Annotated in this window: 13 protein-coding genes; 6 read left to right on the top strand and 7 right to left on the bottom strand. The window is 66.8% G+C overall.

Annotated features, from left to right (window positions below; genetic code table 11):
- From GGR73_RS01435 to GGR73_RS01455, 5 genes are read left to right on the top strand one after another with little or no spacing between them, the layout of a single operon-like run.
- Positions 1 to 363, top strand: a complete 363-nt coding sequence (locus GGR73_RS01435) for an STAS domain-containing protein (RefSeq protein ID WP_039511434.1) — start codon at positions 1 to 3, stop codon at positions 361 to 363.
- Positions 360 to 755 carry an ATP-binding protein gene (locus tag GGR73_RS01440; protein WP_016901512.1) on the top strand — a complete coding sequence of 132 codons (396 nt, stop codon included), beginning with the start codon at positions 360 to 362 and terminating at the stop codon, positions 753 to 755. The genes GGR73_RS01435 and GGR73_RS01440 overlap by 4 nt, the downstream gene beginning before the upstream one ends.
- Positions 746 to 1756: an ATP-binding protein gene (locus GGR73_RS01445; RefSeq protein WP_126965686.1), complete on the top strand. Its 1011-nt coding sequence runs from the start codon at positions 746 to 748 to the stop codon at positions 1754 to 1756. The genes GGR73_RS01440 and GGR73_RS01445 overlap by 10 nt, the downstream gene beginning before the upstream one ends.
- Positions 1753 to 2628 (top strand): sensor histidine kinase, encoded by an 876-nt coding sequence (locus tag GGR73_RS01450; RefSeq protein ID WP_065031873.1) that lies wholly within the window; start codon positions 1753 to 1755, stop codon positions 2626 to 2628. The genes GGR73_RS01445 and GGR73_RS01450 overlap by 4 nt, the downstream gene beginning before the upstream one ends.
- On the top strand, positions 2618 to 4576 hold the full coding sequence (locus GGR73_RS01455) for a response regulator (protein ID WP_104568783.1): 1959 nt from the start codon (positions 2618 to 2620) through the stop codon (positions 4574 to 4576). Before GGR73_RS01450 ends, GGR73_RS01455 begins: the two co-directional genes overlap by 11 nt.
- A gap of 231 nt (positions 4577 to 4807) precedes the next feature.
- Here the strand turns inward: GGR73_RS01455 and GGR73_RS01460 are convergent, their stop codons facing one another.
- Positions 4808 to 6457, bottom strand: a complete 1650-nt coding sequence (locus GGR73_RS01460) for a glycoside hydrolase family 43 protein (RefSeq protein ID WP_184456458.1) — start codon at positions 6455 to 6457, stop codon at positions 4808 to 4810.
- 433 nt (positions 6458 to 6890) lie between these two features.
- On the opposite strand from GGR73_RS01460, the gene GGR73_RS01465 reads away from it, so the two are divergent.
- Positions 6891 to 9260: a TonB-dependent receptor domain-containing protein gene (locus GGR73_RS01465; RefSeq protein WP_184455338.1), complete on the top strand. Its 2370-nt coding sequence runs from the start codon at positions 6891 to 6893 to the stop codon at positions 9258 to 9260.
- A gap of 156 nt (positions 9261 to 9416) precedes the next feature.
- Here the strand turns inward: GGR73_RS01465 and trxC are convergent, their stop codons facing one another.
- The 6 genes from trxC to GGR73_RS01495 all read right to left on the bottom strand — a co-directional run bounded on the left by trxC (position 9417) and on the right by GGR73_RS01495 (position 16485).
- The gene (gene trxC / locus GGR73_RS01470) at positions 9417 to 9863 is read right to left on the bottom strand and encodes a thioredoxin TrxC (RefSeq protein WP_184455339.1); all 447 of its coding nucleotides are present in this window, start codon (positions 9861 to 9863) and stop codon (positions 9417 to 9419) included.
- Positions 9864 to 10040: 177 nt separating this feature from the next.
- Complete coding sequence (locus GGR73_RS01475) at positions 10041 to 10406, bottom strand: DUF1428 domain-containing protein (protein WP_046345870.1); 366 nt, start codon at positions 10404 to 10406, stop codon at positions 10041 to 10043.
- 379 nt (positions 10407 to 10785) lie between these two features.
- Positions 10786 to 11916, bottom strand: coding sequence for a hybrid sensor histidine kinase/response regulator (locus GGR73_RS01480; protein WP_102252541.1), 1131 nt, complete (start codon positions 11914 to 11916; stop codon positions 10786 to 10788).
- Positions 11913 to 12491, bottom strand: coding sequence for a chemotaxis protein CheB (locus tag GGR73_RS01485; protein WP_184456460.1), 579 nt, complete (start codon positions 12489 to 12491; stop codon positions 11913 to 11915). The genes GGR73_RS01480 and GGR73_RS01485 overlap by 4 nt, the downstream gene beginning before the upstream one ends.
- A 5-nt stretch (positions 12492 to 12496) precedes the next feature.
- Positions 12497 to 13348: a CheR family methyltransferase gene (locus GGR73_RS01490; RefSeq protein WP_172454412.1), complete on the bottom strand. Its 852-nt coding sequence runs from the start codon at positions 13346 to 13348 to the stop codon at positions 12497 to 12499.
- Positions 13321 to 16485 carry a response regulator gene (locus GGR73_RS01495; protein ID WP_104568779.1) on the bottom strand — a complete coding sequence of 1055 codons (3165 nt, stop codon included), beginning with the start codon at positions 16483 to 16485 and terminating at the stop codon, positions 13321 to 13323. Before GGR73_RS01495 ends, GGR73_RS01490 begins: the two co-directional genes overlap by 28 nt.
- Between the last annotated feature and the right edge of the window lie 100 nt (positions 16486 to 16585).

Genomic DNA, 16585 nt, shown 5'->3' on the forward strand with positions numbered 1-16585 from the left:
ATGGAGCGCATCCCGATCCTGCGGATGGGCGACCTGCTGCTGGTCACCATCCAGGTGGACATGCACGACCAACTGGCGATGACGCTGCAGGAAGACCTGTCGGAAAAGATCAGCGCCACTTCCGCGCGCGGCGTGCTGATCGACATTTCCGCGCTGGACATCGTCGACTCCTTCATCGGCCGCATGATCAGCACCATCTCCGGCTTGGCGGCAATCATGGATGCCAGGACCGTGGTGGTGGGCATGCAGCCGGCCGTGGCGATCACGCTGGTCGAGCTGGGCCTGACCCTGCCGTCGGTGCGCACCGCGCTCAATGTCGAACGCGGCATGCGCCTGTTGCAGCAACCCGATCGCGCTTCATGACCACCGGTTCGCAACCGGTGCGCACCGAACAGGATGTGGTGCTGGCCCGGCAGACGGTACGCAAGCTGGTGGTGCAGTGCGGCCTGCGTCTGGTCGACCAGACCAAACTGGTCACCGCAGCCAGCGAGCTGGCCCGCAACACCGTGATCTACGGCGGCGGCGGCGACATGGATTGGGCCTTGGTGGAAAGCGGCATCCGCAAGGGCGTGCAGCTGACCTTCCGCGACGAGGGCCCCGGCATTCCCGACCTGGATCTGGCGCTCACCGATGGCTGGACCTCCGGCAGCGGGCTGGGGCTGGGCCTGTCCGGCAGCCGTCGGCTGGTGGATGATTTCGTGCTGGACACCGCGGCCGGCAAGGGCACGCGGATCACCATCACCAAATGGAAGTGATGCTCGCCGGCGAGGTTACGCGCGCGTTTCGCGTCGACGAAACCAGCCAGGTCGGGCAGGCACGCCGCGAGGCGGCGGTGCTGGCTCAGGCGCTGGGTTTCGATGAGGCCGCCTGCGGGCGCGTGGCGCTGGTGGCTACCGAGCTTGCCACCAACATGGTCAAGCATGGACGTGGCGGCGTGCTGCAGTTGTCCACGGTCGCCACCGCCCAGGGCATGGGCGTGGAGATCTGCGCCATCGACGGCGGCCCCGGGTTCGCACTCGTGGACGGCCTGCGCGATGGCTATTCCACCGCCGGCACGCCGGGCACCGGGCTGGGTGCGATCCAGCGCCAGGCGCAGGTGCTGGATGCGTATTCCGATGCCAAGGGTGCGCTGGTGATGGCACGGTTGTTTGCGCAGCAACGCGCCGAGCTGGACCTGCCGTACGGCGCCATTCGCCTGCCGCTGCACAACGAAACGGTGTGCGGCGATGCCTGGCATCTGGCGATCGGCGAGCAGCGGGCGACCGTTACCCTGATCGATGGCCTGGGCCACGGTCCGGGCGCCGCCGAAGCCGCCGACGCCGGCGCGCGCGCAGCGGCGGCGGCCCGCGGCGAACCCGGCGAGCGCATCGCGCAGCTGCATGCCGGTATGTCCGGTACCCGCGGCGGCGCGGCCGCGGTGATGCAGTTCGACAGCAGCACCGGCCGGGTGCGCTTTGCCGGGGTGGGCAATATCGTCGCCTCGCTGTGCGATGGCGACGGCGTGCGTGGCATGCCGTCGCATCCGGGCATCGTCGGGGTGCAGTTCCGCAAGGCGCAGCCGTTCGATTTTGCGGATGCCGCCGGCAAGCTGCTGGTCATGCACAGCGATGGCCTGCAATCGCGCTGGAACCTGCGCGATCACCCGGGCCTGCTGTCGCGCCATCCGCGCTTGATTGCGGCGGTGCTGTTGCGCGATTACACGCGTGGCCGCGACGATTGCGGCGTATTTGTCATGCGGCTGGGAGGCCTGCAATGAATGCTTCCGGTGAGACACCGCCGCTCGATCCGCTGGCCGAACTGGATGCGCTGCGGCGGCAGAACCAGGCCCTGCGCGAAGAGCTGGAAGAGACCAACCAGGGCGTGCTGGCGCTGTATGCCGAGCTGGATCAGCAGGCCGAACAGCTGCGCGATGTGTCCGAGCTCAAGAGCCGCTTCCTGTCGTACATGAGCCACGAGTTCCGCACCCCGCTCAGCTCGATCCTGAGCATCACGCGGCTGCTGGAAGACGGCATGGACGGGCCGCTGACTGCCGAGCAGTCCAAGCAGGTGCGCTTTGTCAGCGCCTCGGCGCGCGAGCTCACCGAGATGGTCGACGACCTGCTGGATCTGGCCAAGATCGAGGCCGGGCGCATCACCATCTCGCCGGGCTGGTTCGACCTGATGGACCTGTTTGCGGCCTTGCGCGGCATGTTCCGCCCGCTCACCGATGCCGGCAGCACCACCTTGATCTTCGAAGACCCGCCGGTGCTGCCGATGCTCTATACCGACGACAAGAAACTGGCGCAGATCCTGCGCAACTTCATTTCCAACGCACTCAAGTTCACCCCGCAAGGCCATGTGCGCGTATTCGCGCAGCTGGAAGGCGAGACCCATGTGCGCTTCAGCGTGCAGGACACCGGCATCGGCATTCCGGCCGAGCTTCACGACGCCTTGTTCGAGGATTTTGTACAGGTGGATTCGCCGTTGCAGAAACGCCTCACCGGCACCGGTCTGGGGCTGTCGATCTGCAAGCGGTTTGCCGAGTTGCTGGGCGGCACGGTGGGGATCAACAGCGTGGTCGGGCAGGGCTCGGAATTTTTCGTGGTGCTGCCGGTCACGCTGGCAGCGGAGGATGCACTTGGGCAGTAAGCCACACATTCTGGTCGTCGACGATAACGCGGTGACGCGTTATTCGGTGCGCCGCGTGCTCGAACACCATCAGTTCGTGGTCGAAGAAGCCGGCACCGGCACCGACGGCCTGGCCAAACTGGCCGAGCAGGCATTCTCTGCGGTGGTGCTGGACGTCAATCTGCCGGACATGAGCGGCTTTGACATCGTGCGCACGCTGCGCGCCGAGCCGCGCACCGCGTTGCTGCCGGTGGTGCACGTGTCGGCCGCGTCGATCGCCACCGGCGACATGATCACCGGCCTGGAGGCCGGTGCCGACGCCTACCTGATTCACCCGGTCGACCCCAGCGTGCTGGTCGCCACGCTGCGCACCCTGCTGCGCGCGCGCCAGGCCGAAGACGCCTTGCGCATCAGCGAGGCACGCTTCCGCGAGATCTTCGAGCACATCAGTGCACCGATTGCGGTGGTCGATGCGAGCTTGCACACGCATGAGGCCAACGCGGCGTTCCAGCGCCTGATCGGTACCGTCACGCCCGGCGAGGCGCTTGCCGTACCCGGCGTGGACCAGGCCGCCACCGTGCAGGCGCTGACCAACGCGCTGGCGCAACGCGAGCGCTGGAGCGGTGCCTTGTCGATCCTGCGCGAGGGCAAGGTGCGCGAAACCGAGTGGCGCGTGTCGCCGTATCGCGAACCGGATCTGGGCCTGCTGCTGGTCGAGGACGTCACCGAACAGCGCCTGCGCGAGCGTGAGCAGCGTCAGGAGCTGGATACCGCCACCACCGAGCTGGCCCACCAGATCGCCGAGCGCCAGCGCACCGAAATCCAGTTGCTGCAGGCGCAGAAGATGGAGGCGCTGGGCAAGCTCACCGGCGGTATCGCGCACGACTTCAACAATCTGCTGACCAGCATCATTTCCGGCCTGGACATGATCCAGCTGGCGGTCGAGTCCAACCGCATCGAGCGGGTGCCGCGGCTGGCCGAGATCGCCACCGGCTCGGCGCATCGCGCCGCCGCACTGACCCAGCGCATGCTCGCCTTCGCGCGCAAGCAATCGCTGGATGCGCAAGCCTTCGATATCAACACACGCGTGCGTTCGCTGGAAGACATGCTGCACCGCTCGATCGGCGAGAACATCGTGCTGGAGCTGGAGCTGGCCGACACGCCACTGGTGGCGGTGGCCGATGCCAACCAGCTCGAAAACGTGGTGCTCAACCTGGTGATCAACGCACGTGACGCCTTGAAGGGCCGGGGCACCATCCGCATCCAGAGCGCGGCCTACACCGCGCAAGGCGATCCGGAACTGGACGATGGCGATTACGTGGTGCTGAACGTGATCGACAATGGCAGCGGCATCGAACCGGCCATCCTCAATCAGGTCTTCGAGCCGTTCTTCACCACCAAGCCGATCGGCGAGGGCACCGGCCTGGGCTTGTCGATGACCTATGGCTTTGCGCGCCAGTCCGGCGGCACCGCACGCATCACCAGCACCGTGGGCCGCGGAACCACGGTGGCCTTGCTGCTGCCGCGCGGGCTCACTGCCAGCGCAGTGCCGCCGGCACCGGCACCGAGTTCGCCCCGTACACGCAGCGAGCGTATCTTGCTGGTGGACGACACCGATGTGGTGCGCATGATGGTGAGCGAGGTGCTCAGCGATGCCGGCTACCACGTGGTGGAAGCCGATGATGCCAACGGCGCGCTGGATCAGTTGCGTGCCGGGGTGGAGATCGATCTGGTGGTGTCCGACGTCGGCCTGCCCGGCATGAACGGGCGCGACATGGCCGACGTGGCGCGCGCGCTGCGGCCGGGCTTGCCGATCCTGTTCATCACCGGCTACGCCGAAAACGCCGCCACCCGCCAGGAATTCCTGGCCGACGGCATGGCGCTGCTGCCCAAGCCTTTCAGCCTCAACGATCTGCTCAACATGGTCGGGCAGATGCTCGATAGCAGCGTGATCGCCGCCCGCGCCTGACGCGGTTTACGCGCGTAGGCGCCAGCTGTCGGTGCCTGCCTGCCGCGCAACGATAACGATAGCGATGTGCCGCGACGCCTCAGGCGTTGCGCGCGTCCAAACCAGCGTCCAGCTGCGTGTGTTTCAGGTGTGCGCCGCCTGTGCCTGACACGCCGTGTTGCACGCACCTGGCTGCAGTGGATGCCTGTGCAGTGCGCCGGCAGCACCGGCGTGTCGTTGGCGTGCGTGCGCTCACTGCGCGTACGCGTACGGGCCGAACGTGGCACCCAGGAAACCGCCGGCGCTGTCGGTACTGAGCATGCGGGCATCGCCCTGTTCCAGCAGCGTCTGCCACTGGCCGCTGCCGACTGCGTAATCCACATGCACGCGTGCGCCATCCAGGGCAAAGCGCAGCGTGACCGGTTGGGTTGCATCGGCCAGCGGCGCGCGCGCCAGCACGGTGCCGCTGCCTGGCTCCTGCGTCCCGGCGCGGCGCGACAGCACCACCGACATGCCGGCATCCTCGCGCACCAGCAGTAAGGCCAGGTAATGCGTTTCCCTGGCGACGATCGCCAGCCCCGCCTGTTCGCCCGCTGCCAGCGTGCTGCCATCGACGGTCGCCGCCAGCGTGGCGTGGTGATGCTGCAGACGGTGGCCCAGATACGCCGGCTGCCCGCGGCCGATATCGCCCAGCGCCACGCTCGAGGGCGTGATGCGCAGACCCTGCGGGCCGGTGACATACCACGGCGCCGTTGGCGGATGGATGGTCATCCATTGCATCGGCACGCGCGCGTCCTGGAAATGCTCGCTCCACTGCATCGGCCCGCTGGTGGGTGCGTCCTGCGTGCCTGCCGGCAGCGGCGGGCGCGTGGCGACCGCAGGCACAGCCGTGCCGTGCGGCAGTATCACCGGCCAGCCGTCGCGCCATTGCACCGGCAGCAGGAAGGTTTCGCGACCCAGGGTGTAGTGGTTGCCTTGATACGGGCGGGTGGCCAGGAATACTGCCCACCAGGAGCCGTCCTGCAATTCGACCAATTGCGCGTGGCCGGCGGAGGTGATCGGCGCGCTGCGGCTGGGGTCCAGATCGCGCTGGGTCAGCACCGGATTGCCGCTCCAGGGCTGGTAGGGCCCGGCGATCTGGCGGCTGCGGTAGATCATCTGTGCATGCTGCTCGCCGGTGCCGCCCTCGGCTGCGGTCAGGTAGTAATAGCCATCGCGACGGAACAGGTGCGGGCCTTCGATATGCTCGGTGTTGCTGGCCGGCTGGAAGCCCGCATCCACCAGTACCTGGCGCGTGCCGACCAGTTTCATGCTGGCCAGATCCAGCCGCTGCAGCCAGATCGCGCGGTGCCCGTCGTAACGCAGCTTGCCGGCCGGCACATCGTTGTTGACCAGCCAGGCGCTGCCGTCGTCGTCGAAGAACAGCGATGGGTCGATGCCCTTGGCATCCAGCCAGATCGGGTCCGACCAGGGCCCGGCCGGGTCCTTGGCGGTGATCAGGAAATTGCCGCCATCGCAGTAGAAGCAGGTGTTGGCGATGTAGAAGGTGCCGTCGTGGTGGCTGATGCTGGCGGCGAACAGGCCGCGGGTGAGTTCGTCGTTGCCGTATTTGATCTGATCGGGGCGATCGATCGCGTTGCCGATCTGCGTCCAGTGCACCAGATCGCGGCTCTTGAACACCGGCAGGCCGGGGAAATAGCCGAAGCTGGAGTTGACCAGATAGAAGTCGTCGCCGACGCGGACCGCCGACGGGTCAGGATGGAAACCGGCCACGACCGGGTTGCGGTACTGTGCCGCGGTCGGTATCGGGCCGCCGTCATCGCCCTGGTAGTCGATCCGGCTGATCACCGCGCTGCCGGCCTGCGCCAGCTGACAACTCACTGCGGCCAGTACGCCCACCATCCATCCAAGTCGTTTCAAGCTCTGTTCCTCTCCGCTGAGCGCGTCCGCATGGCGCCAGCATGACAGCACGCGGCCAGCGCAGGCATGCCGTTTCGAAATGCCTGGCGCGCGCTGCGGCATGGCTCTGCAACGGCGGCCATGTGCGCAACGACACGCTTGCCATAGAGCTGCAACATTGCTGACATATCGTGCGCGCGGCGCCACTTTGCGTCGTCGGCCGGCATGCCCGGTGCCGACGGACGCTGGAGTGGCCAACAACACGTGGCGAGCAGGTTCAGGTGGGTGCGGACGGTGGGGGAGGAACCGGCGTGTACGAGTGCGACGTGCCGATTCCAAGTACCGGCCGTGCCCGCCTGATCGCCGCGCAGTCATGTTGATCGCCACGTTTGCCTCCGTGTCACCCCTCGCGTCACCTACCCAAGGATCATCTCGCATGTCGTTGTACTCGTCTGTCTCCGCGTCCCTGACGTCCGCCACCACGCACGCACCCGCACGCCGTCGCGCCGCCTTGCAGCGCACGCCGCTGGCGCGTGCCTGCGCCGGCCTGCTGCTTGCCTCGCTGGCCGCCGCTGCCTCTGCGCAGCAGGCGCCGACGCGTGAGGGTGACGGCAGCCCGACCGCGCTGGATACGGTCACCGTCACTGCCGAACACCGCGAGCAGAGCCTGCAGGAAGTGCCGGTGTCGGTGGGCGTGGTGCAGGGCGCGGCGATGCGCGAGTTCACCGCCGGTGGCGACGACACGCTGCTGGCGCTGTCCGGCCGCGTGCCGGGCTTCTATGCCGAGACCACCACCGGGCGCATCTTCCCGCGCTTCTATATCCGTGGCCTGGGCAATATCGATTTCTACCTCGGCGCTTCGCAGCCGGTGTCCATCATCCAGGACGACGTGGTGCTGGAACACGTGGTGCTCAAGTCCAACCCGGTCTACGACGTGGACCAGGTCGAAGTGCTGCGCGGCCCGCAGGGCACCTTGTTCGGCCGCAACACCACCGCCGGCATCGTCAAGTTCGACACCATCAAACCCGGCGATACCTATACCGGCCGCGTCGATGCCAGCTACGGCACCTACAACACGGTATCTCTGGACGGTGGCTTCGGCGGCCCGATCAACGACGTGCTGTCGTTCCGCGTGTCGGCCCTGTACCAGCACCGCGACGACTGGGTGGACAACACCTTCGCCGGCAGCAGCGCCGATGGCACGCGTACCCCGCGCAAGGATGCGATGGGCGGCTACAACGACCGCAATGCGCGCCTGCAGTTGCTGCTCAAGCCCAACGACGCGTTCTCGCTGCTGGGCTCGGTGCATACCCGCGACTACGACGGCACCTCCACGTTGTTCCTGCGCAATGCGGTCACGCGCGGCAGCGACAAGGTCGACGTGCCGCGCGATCGCGTGGCCTACGACGAGGCGCACGACAACCCGCAGGCGTATCAGACCGACGGCGGCTCGATCAAGGCGATCTACGATTTCGGCGGCGTGTCGCTGACCTCCATCACCGCTTACGAGACCACCTCCGGCTATAGCCGTGGCGACACCGATGGCGGCGCAGCGGCGAACTACCCGGTCAACGGCGTGCCGAACGGCTTCGGCCAGTCGATGGGGCAGATCCGCGACCTGGACCAGTACACCCAGGAACTGCGTCTGGCCAGCGAAGGCGACGACGCTCTGCAATGGCAGGTGGGCGCGTTCTACTTCGACGGGCGCGATACCACCGATTTCTATCAGCGGGCGTATTTCCTGCAGACCGCCGCGCGCAACCCCAACAACTGGGTGCGCCTGCGCAACACCAATACCTCCTGGGCCGGCTTCGGGCAGCTCAGCTACAAGGCCACCGATGCACTCACCCTGACTGCCGGTCTGCGCCAGACCAAGGACAGCAAGGAAACCCGCCTGCTCAAGACCGCCGATACCGCCGCCGGTGCGGTGACCTATCGCGGCCGTCGCGACGTGCGCATGTCCGATACCCAGCCCAGCTGGGATCTCAGCGCGATGTATGAGATCAATCCCGAGCTGAGCGTCTATGCGCGCGTGGCACGCGGTTTCCGCGGCCCGACCATCCAGGGCCGCAGCGCGGTGTTCAATTCGGATTTCACCACCGCCGATTCGGAAACCATCCTGTCGTGGGAGGCCGGCATCAAGAGCAGCCTGTTCGACAATCGCCTGCGTCTGAACGTCAGCGGCTTCACCTATACGGTGGACGACATCCAGCTCAACGGCAACGACTCGGACGGCAACGGCGTGCTGTTCAATGCCGACAAGGCCAAGGCCTACGGCCTGGAGGCGGATCTGGACTGGCGCCCGATCTCCAACCTGTCGCTGACCGCCGGCCTGAGCCTGTTGCATAGCGAAATCCACGACGATCGCGTCTACGCGCAGGCCTGTGCGCTCAACGGCGTGGTGGTGTGCACGGTCAACGACCCGACCATCCGCGTCGGTGCCAACACCTTTGCGCAGATCGACGGCAACCCGCTGCCCAACGCGCCCAAGTACAACCTCAACCTGGCCGCGCGCTACGACATTCCGGTGGGCAACGATGGCGCCTTCTTCGTCTCCACCGACTGGAACAAGCAGGGCGAAACCAGCTTCGTGCTGTACGACTCCACCGAGTTCCGCGCCAACGGCAATTTCGAAGGCGGCCTCAAGCTCGGTTACACCGGCGGCTATGGCGCGTGGGAGGTGGCGGCGTTTGCGCGCAACATCACCAACGAGAAGAACGTCAAGGGCGTGATCGAGAACTACATGGCGGCGGTGTACAACGAGCCGCGCGTGGTGGGTGTGTCGGTCAACGTCAACTGGCAGTAAGAGCGACTGAAAAGTCGCCAGCGGCTGCACAGTGCTCTGGTCAGCCGCTCCCGGTGCTTGATCGATCGACTGCATCACTGGGCGTGTGCCGCAGTGATGCCGATCGTAGAACGTAGAACAGACCCGCTGCGTGCATCATGCAGCGGGTTTTTTGTGTCAACGGCTGCGCAACACCGACTGCACCCAGCTGACGATCTGCGCGCTGCTCACCGCGCCGGAGTGACGGCCCAGCTCACTGCCGCCGCGGATGACCAGCAAGGTCGGGATGCTGCGGATGCCGAAGCGCGTGCCAAGCGCCGGATGCAGATCGGTATCGACCTTCGCCAGCCGGACCTGCGGTTCGAGCAGTGCCGCGGCTGCGGCAAACTGCGGCGCCATGCTCAGGCACGGCCCGCACCACGGCGCCCAGAAATCCACCACCAACGGCAGCGCGCTGCGCACCGCATGCTTATCGAAATCGGCCTCCGACAGCGCCACCGGCGTGCCCAGGAACAAGGGCTTGTGGCAACTGCCGCAGTTGGGTGCATCGCGCAGACGCGCAGCCGCAACACGGTTCATCGCAGCGCAGCTCGGGCAGGCGATTAAAAGCGGTGCGTCGATCATGCGGTGGTCTCCGGTGGCAGGCAATACAGTCGCTGCGCCCGCGCATCGTGGGCGGCGAGCGCGGCTGCATGCGGCCAGTGTAACGGCCAACGCCGAAGACCCGGTGCCGTCGGCCACTTCCGCAACACCGGGGGGAGCGCGCACGTGAAAGACAGATACGCGTGCGTGCTGCAGTGCTCAGCCCGATTGTCCCAGGCTCAGGATCGGAACAAAGCCGCCGTAGATCAGTCGCTTGCCATCGAACGGCATCGGGTTGACCGACGGGTCCATGCGCGGGTCGTCCATCATCTTGCGCATGCCCGCATCGCGGGTCGCCTTGTCCGGCCATTCGATCCACGAAAACACCACGGTTTCGTCCTCGCCGGCAGCGACCGCGCGGTGGAAGTCGGTCAGTTGTCCATGCTGGACATCATCGCCCCAGCACTCCACCACGCGCAGTGCGCCGTATTCGATGATGATGGCATCGCCCATGCGGGCATGTTCCAGAAATGCGGCCTTGTTGGCCGTGGGCACCGCGAGTGCAAATCCATCCACATACGACATGACCACCTCCTCGGACATGGCGCACGGCGTGCGCCGGATGATGACGACAGATGCTGGTGCGATCGAAACAGGCTGGAACGCTGCGCCGGGACGGGGCGTGGAGTACGAGCATACGGCGCATCCGTCATGCGGGCACTGGTCGCGCCCGCATGACGATGCAAACCGCTTTCGTGCCGGCTTCCGTTGTCGGACCGCATGCGCCGCGCGCTGCGTGAGGCGTCCTGGATGAGTTCGTCAGAGGGACTATGTTGTCGCGATGGGCTGGGGTTGCGACAGGCCGCCAGCATCGGGATTGCATGGGTTTCGATCACCCCGCACGCCTTGCCGGGTGCGCTGTGGCGGCAGCCCGGCGTGCTGCCCGGCCGCCGCATGGCCGCGACTACGCGGCCAGGTTGTGTCGCCGCAGCACGGCTTCAAACACCACGTCGCCGTCTTCGTTGCGCGCCTGCAGCGTGCCGCCGTGCGCCTTGACGAACTGGTCGGCGATGAACAGGCCCAGCCCCAGGCCCTGGCTGGCATGGAAGCTGGCCTTGAACGGCTCGAACAGGCGCGGCATCAGGCTGTCCGGGATGCGCCCGACATTGCGCACCGACAGCCGCAGCGTGTCGCGTTCGCGTCCGTCCAGATGCACCCGCACCGGCTGGCTGCCGCCATGCAGCACCGCATTGCCGACCAGGTTGGACACGACCTGGGCCAGGCGATCGCCATCGCCATCGCCATCCAGATCGCCTTCGGTACGCAGGTCGATCGGCGTGTGCGGGTTGGCCTGCGCCACTTCGCCCACCACGCTGTGGGTGACTTCGCCCAGATTGCAGGGGCCGAACTGCATCGACAGCCCGTCGCTGCGCAGGCGCGAGAAATCCAGCAACTGCTCGACCATCCGCGCCATCCGCCGCGCGCTGTTTTCCAGGTGATCGAGCGTGCGTGCGGCCGAGCCATCGGCCTCCACATCCAGGCCGAGCTTGTCGGCGCACAGCAGTATCACCGACAGCGGCGTACGCAGGTCGTGGGTGAGCACCGCCATCATGGTTTCGTTGAGCGTAAGCGCGCGTTCCAGCGAGGCGTTGCGTGCCTTGAGCAGGCGCCGCTGCTGGTACAACTCGATGAACACATTGACCTTGCTCAGGATCACGTGCGGCTCGATCGGCTTGTGCAGGAAATCCACCGCGCCGGTTTCGTAGCCCTGGAAGGCGCGCATCGGATCGTTCGGCGATGCGGTCAGGAAAATGATCGGCACATGCCGGCTGCGCTGCGAGCCGCGCATCAGTTCGGCCAGCGAAAAACCGTCCATTTCCGGCATGTGCACATCCAGCAGCGCCAGCGCCACGTCGTGTTCGAGCAGCAGCTCCAGCGCCTGCGCGCCGGACGCGGCACACAGCACCTGGAGGCCGTCGCGCTGCAGCAGCGCTTCCATCGCCACCAGGTTCTGCGGCACGTCGTCGACGATCAGCAGCTTGGCGGGCTCGTCGCCATTGCCGTGCGCAGCCAGGCCGGTCGCGGTGAGATTCATGGGTGAAAGTCTTCCAGTCGGCTGCAGATCGCCTGCAGGGTGAGCACCGCATCGGCGCCAGCATAGGCGAGAGCGGAGGCGGGCATCAGCGGTGAGGCGGCATCGTCGGGGCGCTGGATCCAGGCGGTGCCACCGACTGCACGCACCGCCGCCACGCCGGCGCTGCCGTCGCTGCTGGCGCCGGTGAGCAGGATCGCCAGCAGGCGCTGCCCGAAGACATCGGCCGCCGATTCGAACAGCGGGTCGATCGCCGGGCGCGAGAACAGCACCGGTGCATCCATCGACAACGCCAGGCTGTCGCGCGTTTCCACCAGCAGATGGTAGTCGGGCGGGGCGATGGTCACGCTGCTGGCAAGCAGTGGCTGCTTGTCTTCGGCCTCGCGCACCGGCAAGGCGCAGCGTGCATCCATCAGCTCGGCAAGATGGCTGGTGCGGTCGCGCGGCAGGTGCAACACCACCAGTACCGGCATCGGCAGGTCCGCGGGCAGGCTGGACAACAGCGCCTGCAGGGCCATGACGCCGCCGGCCGAGGCACCGATCACCATCGCGTCGAACTGCGCCGCCACCGCGTGCATTGCGTTCATGCCGCCGCCTTGCGGAACAGGCGCTGCTCGCGCGCCACGGTTTCGAACGCCTGCGCATGCGCACCGAACTGCAGCGACTCCTTGCTGCCCAGGCCCAGGAACCCACGGTGCACCAATGCATCGTGGAACAGGCCCACGGCACGGTCCTGCAGGCTGCGGTTGAAATAGATCAGCACGTTGCGGCACGACACCAGGTGTACTTCGGAGAACACCGTATCGGTGGCCAGGCTGTGGTCGGCGAAGACGATATTGCGCTTCAACCGGCGATCGAACACCGCGCCATCGTAGGCGGTGGTGTAGTAATCCGAGAGCGAGCCGCGGCCGCCGGCATCCAGGTAATTGCGGCTGAACTGCGCGATGCGGTCGATGCCGAAGGCGCCGGCCTCGGCCATGCCCAGGGCTTCGGGATTGATGTCGGTGGCGTAGATCACCGCCTTTTCCAGCAGGCCTTCTTCGTGCAACAGGATCGCCAGCGACCAAACTTCCTCGCCGGTGCTGCAGCCGGCTACCCACAGCTTGATCGATGGATAGGTGCGCAAGACCGGCACCGCATGCTCGCGCAGTACGCGGAAGTAGGCCGGGTCGCGGAACATCTCCGACACCTGCACGGTGAAGAACTGCATCGCCTGCGCAAAGGTGTCCGGTTCGTGCAGCAGGCGGTGCTGCAGATCGGCCACGCGGGTGCACTCCAGGCGTGCCATCGCGTGGCGCATGCGCCGGCGCAGCGACGACACCGCGTAATCACGGAAGTCGTAGTGGTAGCGCTGGTAGACCGCTTCCAGCAGCACCCGCAGCTCCAGGTCGAACAGCTCCACCGCGTTCATTGCCGCGAGCACCACACCCGGCACAGCGACACCAGCTTGTCCACGTCGATGGGCTTGGCGATGTAGTCGTTGGCACCGGCCTCCAGACAGCGTTCGCGATCGTCGGCCATGGCCTTGGCGGTCAGCGCGATGATCGGCAGATCCTGCCACTGGCGATTGGCGCGGATCTGACGCATCGCGGTCAGGCCATCCATCTCCGGCATCATGATGTCCATCAGCACCAGGTCCACCTCGTGCTTGGCCAGATGTTCCAGCGCCTCGCGGCCGTTGCGGGCGATCTGCAGCGTCACGCCGAGCGGCTCGAGCACGCTGGAGAGCGCAAAGATGTTGCGCACGTCGTCCTCGGCCAGCAGCACGGTGGCGCCGTCCAGCACCGCGTCGCGGCGGCGCGCTTCGCGCAGCAGGCGTTGCTGGTCGCTGGGCAGCGAGGCTTCCACACTGTGCAGGAACAGCGTCACCTCATCGAGCAGGCGCTCGGGCGAGCGCACGCCCTTGATGATGATGCTCTTGGAATAGCGGCGCAGGCGTTGTTCCTCGTCGCGGGTGAGCGCGCGCCCGGTGTAGACGATGACCGGCGGAAACGCGACTGCGTCGTTGCCGGCCATGCGCTCGAGCAGGTCGTAGCCGCTGCCGTCGGGCAGCGCCAGATCGGTGACCATGCAGTCGAAGGTCGAGCCGGCCAGCTGCTGCATCGCCTCGGCGATGCTGCCCACCGCGATGATCTCCAGTTGATCGCGCGCCAGCAGCAATTGCAGATTCGCACGCAGCGCGCTGTCGTCTTCGACGATCAGCAGGCGGCGCACCGCGCGTGCATTGGTGTCTTCCAGTTGACGGATCGCGCCCGCCAGCAGCTCGCGCGTGGCCGGCTTGATCAGATAGCCCACCGCGCCCAGTTCCAGCGCAATCTGGCTGCGCTCCAGCGCAGACACCACATGCACCGGAATATGGCGCGTGGCCGGATCGCGCTTGAGGCGTTCGAGCACGCTCAGGCCGGACGCATCCGGCAGGCCGATGTCGAGCAGGATGCCGCTGGGACGCAGTTCGGCGGCCAGACGCAGCGCCTCTTCGGCGCTGGGGGCCACCACGCAATCGAAGTCCAGCTCGTGCGCCAGGTCGACCAGCGCCTGTGCAAAGCGTGCTTCGTCCTCCACCGCCAGGATCAGTCGGCCGGGGCGGGTACGTTGGTCGCGATCGTCGTCGGCGCGCTGCAGCGGCGGGGCGGCGGCTGCCGGAATCGGCAGCGGCATCCCCGTGGACGCACCCGTTGCGCGCCCATCGAGGCGCGAGGCCATGGCCGTGCCACTGGCGGATTGCGACAACGGCGTGGCGCCGATCGCCATCGTGCCCGCGTTGGCCTGCGCTGCGGTGACCGGCTCGGCTGGCGCGCCGTCGATCGGCAATTCCAGCGTGAAACAGCTGCCGCGTCCGGGCTGGCTGTCCACGCGGATGCTGCCGCCCATGCGCTGGGCCAGGTCGCGCGAGATCGACAGGCCCAAGCCGGTGCCGCCGTAGCGACGGCGCGTGCTGCCATCGGCCTGACGGAACGCTTCGAAGATGATCTCGGTCTGTTCGTGCGCGATGCCGATGCCGGTGTCGTTGACCTTGAACAGCACTCGTCCCGGCGTGTGCGCCTGGATCGACAGGCTGACGCTGCCGTGCTCGGTGAACTTGATCGCGTTGGCCAGCAGGTTCTTGAGGATCTGCTGCAGGCGCTGGCTGTCGACGACCAGTTGCGTCGGTGCGTCCGATTCGGCAGCCAGCTGCAACGCCAGGCCCTTCTGGCGCGCCAGCGGTTCGAAGGTCTCGCGCAGGCGCTGCAGCACCGAGCTGGTGGCGACGGTTTCGTCGGCCAGTTCCACATGCCCGGCCTCGATCTTGGACAGGTCGAGAATGTCGTTGATCAACGCCAGCAGATCGTTATTGGACGACAGGATCGCCTGCGCGTATTTCACCTGCTCGGGGCTGAGCGTGCCGTCCTTGTTGTCCGACAGCAGCTTGGCCAGGATCAGCGCGCTGTTGAGCGGCGTGCGCAGCTCGTGCGACATGTTGGCCAGGAACTCGGATTTGTAGCGCGAGGCGGTGGACAGCTCGTTGCTGTTGCGCACCAGCTGATTCTGCGCGATCAGCAAGGCCTGCTTCTGCGCTTCCAACGCCTGGGTGCGTTCTTCCAGCTGCACGTTGGTCTGTTCCAGCTCGGCTTGCTGCAGTTCCAGATCGCTCTGCGACTGCTGCAGGCTGCGGCTTTGTTCCTCCAGCTCCTCGTTGGCCACGCGCAGCTCTTCCTGCTGGGTCTGCAGCTCTTCGCTTTGGCGCTGGGTTTCTTCCAGCAGGGCCACCAGCTGCGCGCGCAGCAATGCCGTGCGCAAGGCCAGGCCGATGTTCTCGCCGCAGCGCGTGAGGAGTTCTTCCTCGCGCGTGCGGGCAGTGCCCGGCGCAGCGGAGCGGCCCAGCTCGAGGATGCCGATCACCCGCCCATCGGCGATGACCGGTGCCAGCAGCAGTTCCTGGCAGGCGCTGCGGCCCAGGCCCGAGGCGATCTGCAGATGTCCGGCTTCCACGCCGCGCACCCGGCGCACCGTGCCGCTGCGCAAGGCCTCGCCGAGTTGGCCGGCATCGGTCGGCAATGTCCTGGACACATCGGCCGGCAGCGCGGCGCCGCCAGTCAGACGCAGGCGCTCGCCCTCGATGCGATACAACGCGCCGACCTGCGCATCCAGTGTGTCGCATAGCGCGCGCACGGCGGCATTGGCCAGATCGTCGGGGCTGTGATCGCCGCGCAAACTGGCTTCGACGGTGTTTTCGGCCTGCTGCAGCCACAGCGCCAGTTCGGCCTGGCGGCGCGCGCGGATCGCCTGCATCACCACCAGCGCCATCGCCAGGAACGACACCCCGCCGATGCTGCGGTTGATCGAGGAAAAACTCGAGCTGGTACTGGATGGCGCCAGCTGAAAACCGACGGCCAGCAGCACGCACGAGAGCGCGGCGACCACCAGGGGCACCTGCACGCGATTCTGGAAGACCGTCACGCCTACCGCGACGAAATAGGTCAGCCACACCGCATAGCCGAGCGGCGTGACCAATTCCACGCCGAGCGTTCCGGCCATCAGGGCCCCCGCGATCACCCACACCCAGCGGTCGCGTGTGGTCGAGATGTTCTGCATAAAGGCGCGGACCGGACGGGGAGGGCGGTCATGGTAGCCGATAACTTTCACGCGCAAATCGCCGGGATTTTGACGCTCTGCAGCCGGGTCGGCTTGCACG

The organism is Xanthomonas sp. F14, assembly GCF_014199865.1.

Bases quoted from the DNA above. Each gene is read 5' to 3' on its own strand.
- GGR73_RS01460 (WP_184456458.1), bottom strand. From the start codon at position 6,457: ATGGTGGGCGTACTGGCCGCAGTGAGTTGTCAGCTGGCGCAGGCCGGC.
- GGR73_RS01475 (WP_046345870.1), bottom strand. From the start codon at position 10,406: ATGTCGTATGTGGATGGATTTGCACTCGCGGTGCCCACGGCCAACAAG.
- GGR73_RS01445 (WP_126965686.1), top strand. From the start codon at position 746: ATGGAAGTGATGCTCGCCGGCGAGGTTACGCGCGCGTTTCGCGTCGAC.
- trxC (WP_184455339.1), bottom strand. From the start codon at position 9,863: ATGATCGACGCACCGCTTTTAATCGCCTGCCCGAGCTGCGCTGCGATG.
- GGR73_RS01465 (WP_184455338.1), top strand. From the start codon at position 6,891: ATGTCGTTGTACTCGTCTGTCTCCGCGTCCCTGACGTCCGCCACCACG.
- GGR73_RS01480 (WP_102252541.1), bottom strand. From the start codon at position 11,916: ATGAATCTCACCGCGACCGGCCTGGCTGCGCACGGCAATGGCGACGAG.
- GGR73_RS01450 (WP_065031873.1), top strand. From the start codon at position 1,753: ATGAATGCTTCCGGTGAGACACCGCCGCTCGATCCGCTGGCCGAACTG.
- GGR73_RS01495 (WP_104568779.1), bottom strand. From the start codon at position 16,485: ATGCAGAACATCTCGACCACACGCGACCGCTGGGTGTGGGTGATCGCG.
- GGR73_RS01435 (WP_039511434.1), top strand. From the start codon at position 1: ATGGAGCGCATCCCGATCCTGCGGATGGGCGACCTGCTGCTGGTCACC.
- GGR73_RS01485 (WP_184456460.1), bottom strand. From the start codon at position 12,491: ATGCACGCGGTGGCGGCGCAGTTCGACGCGATGGTGATCGGTGCCTCG.
- GGR73_RS01440 (WP_016901512.1), top strand. From the start codon at position 360: ATGACCACCGGTTCGCAACCGGTGCGCACCGAACAGGATGTGGTGCTG.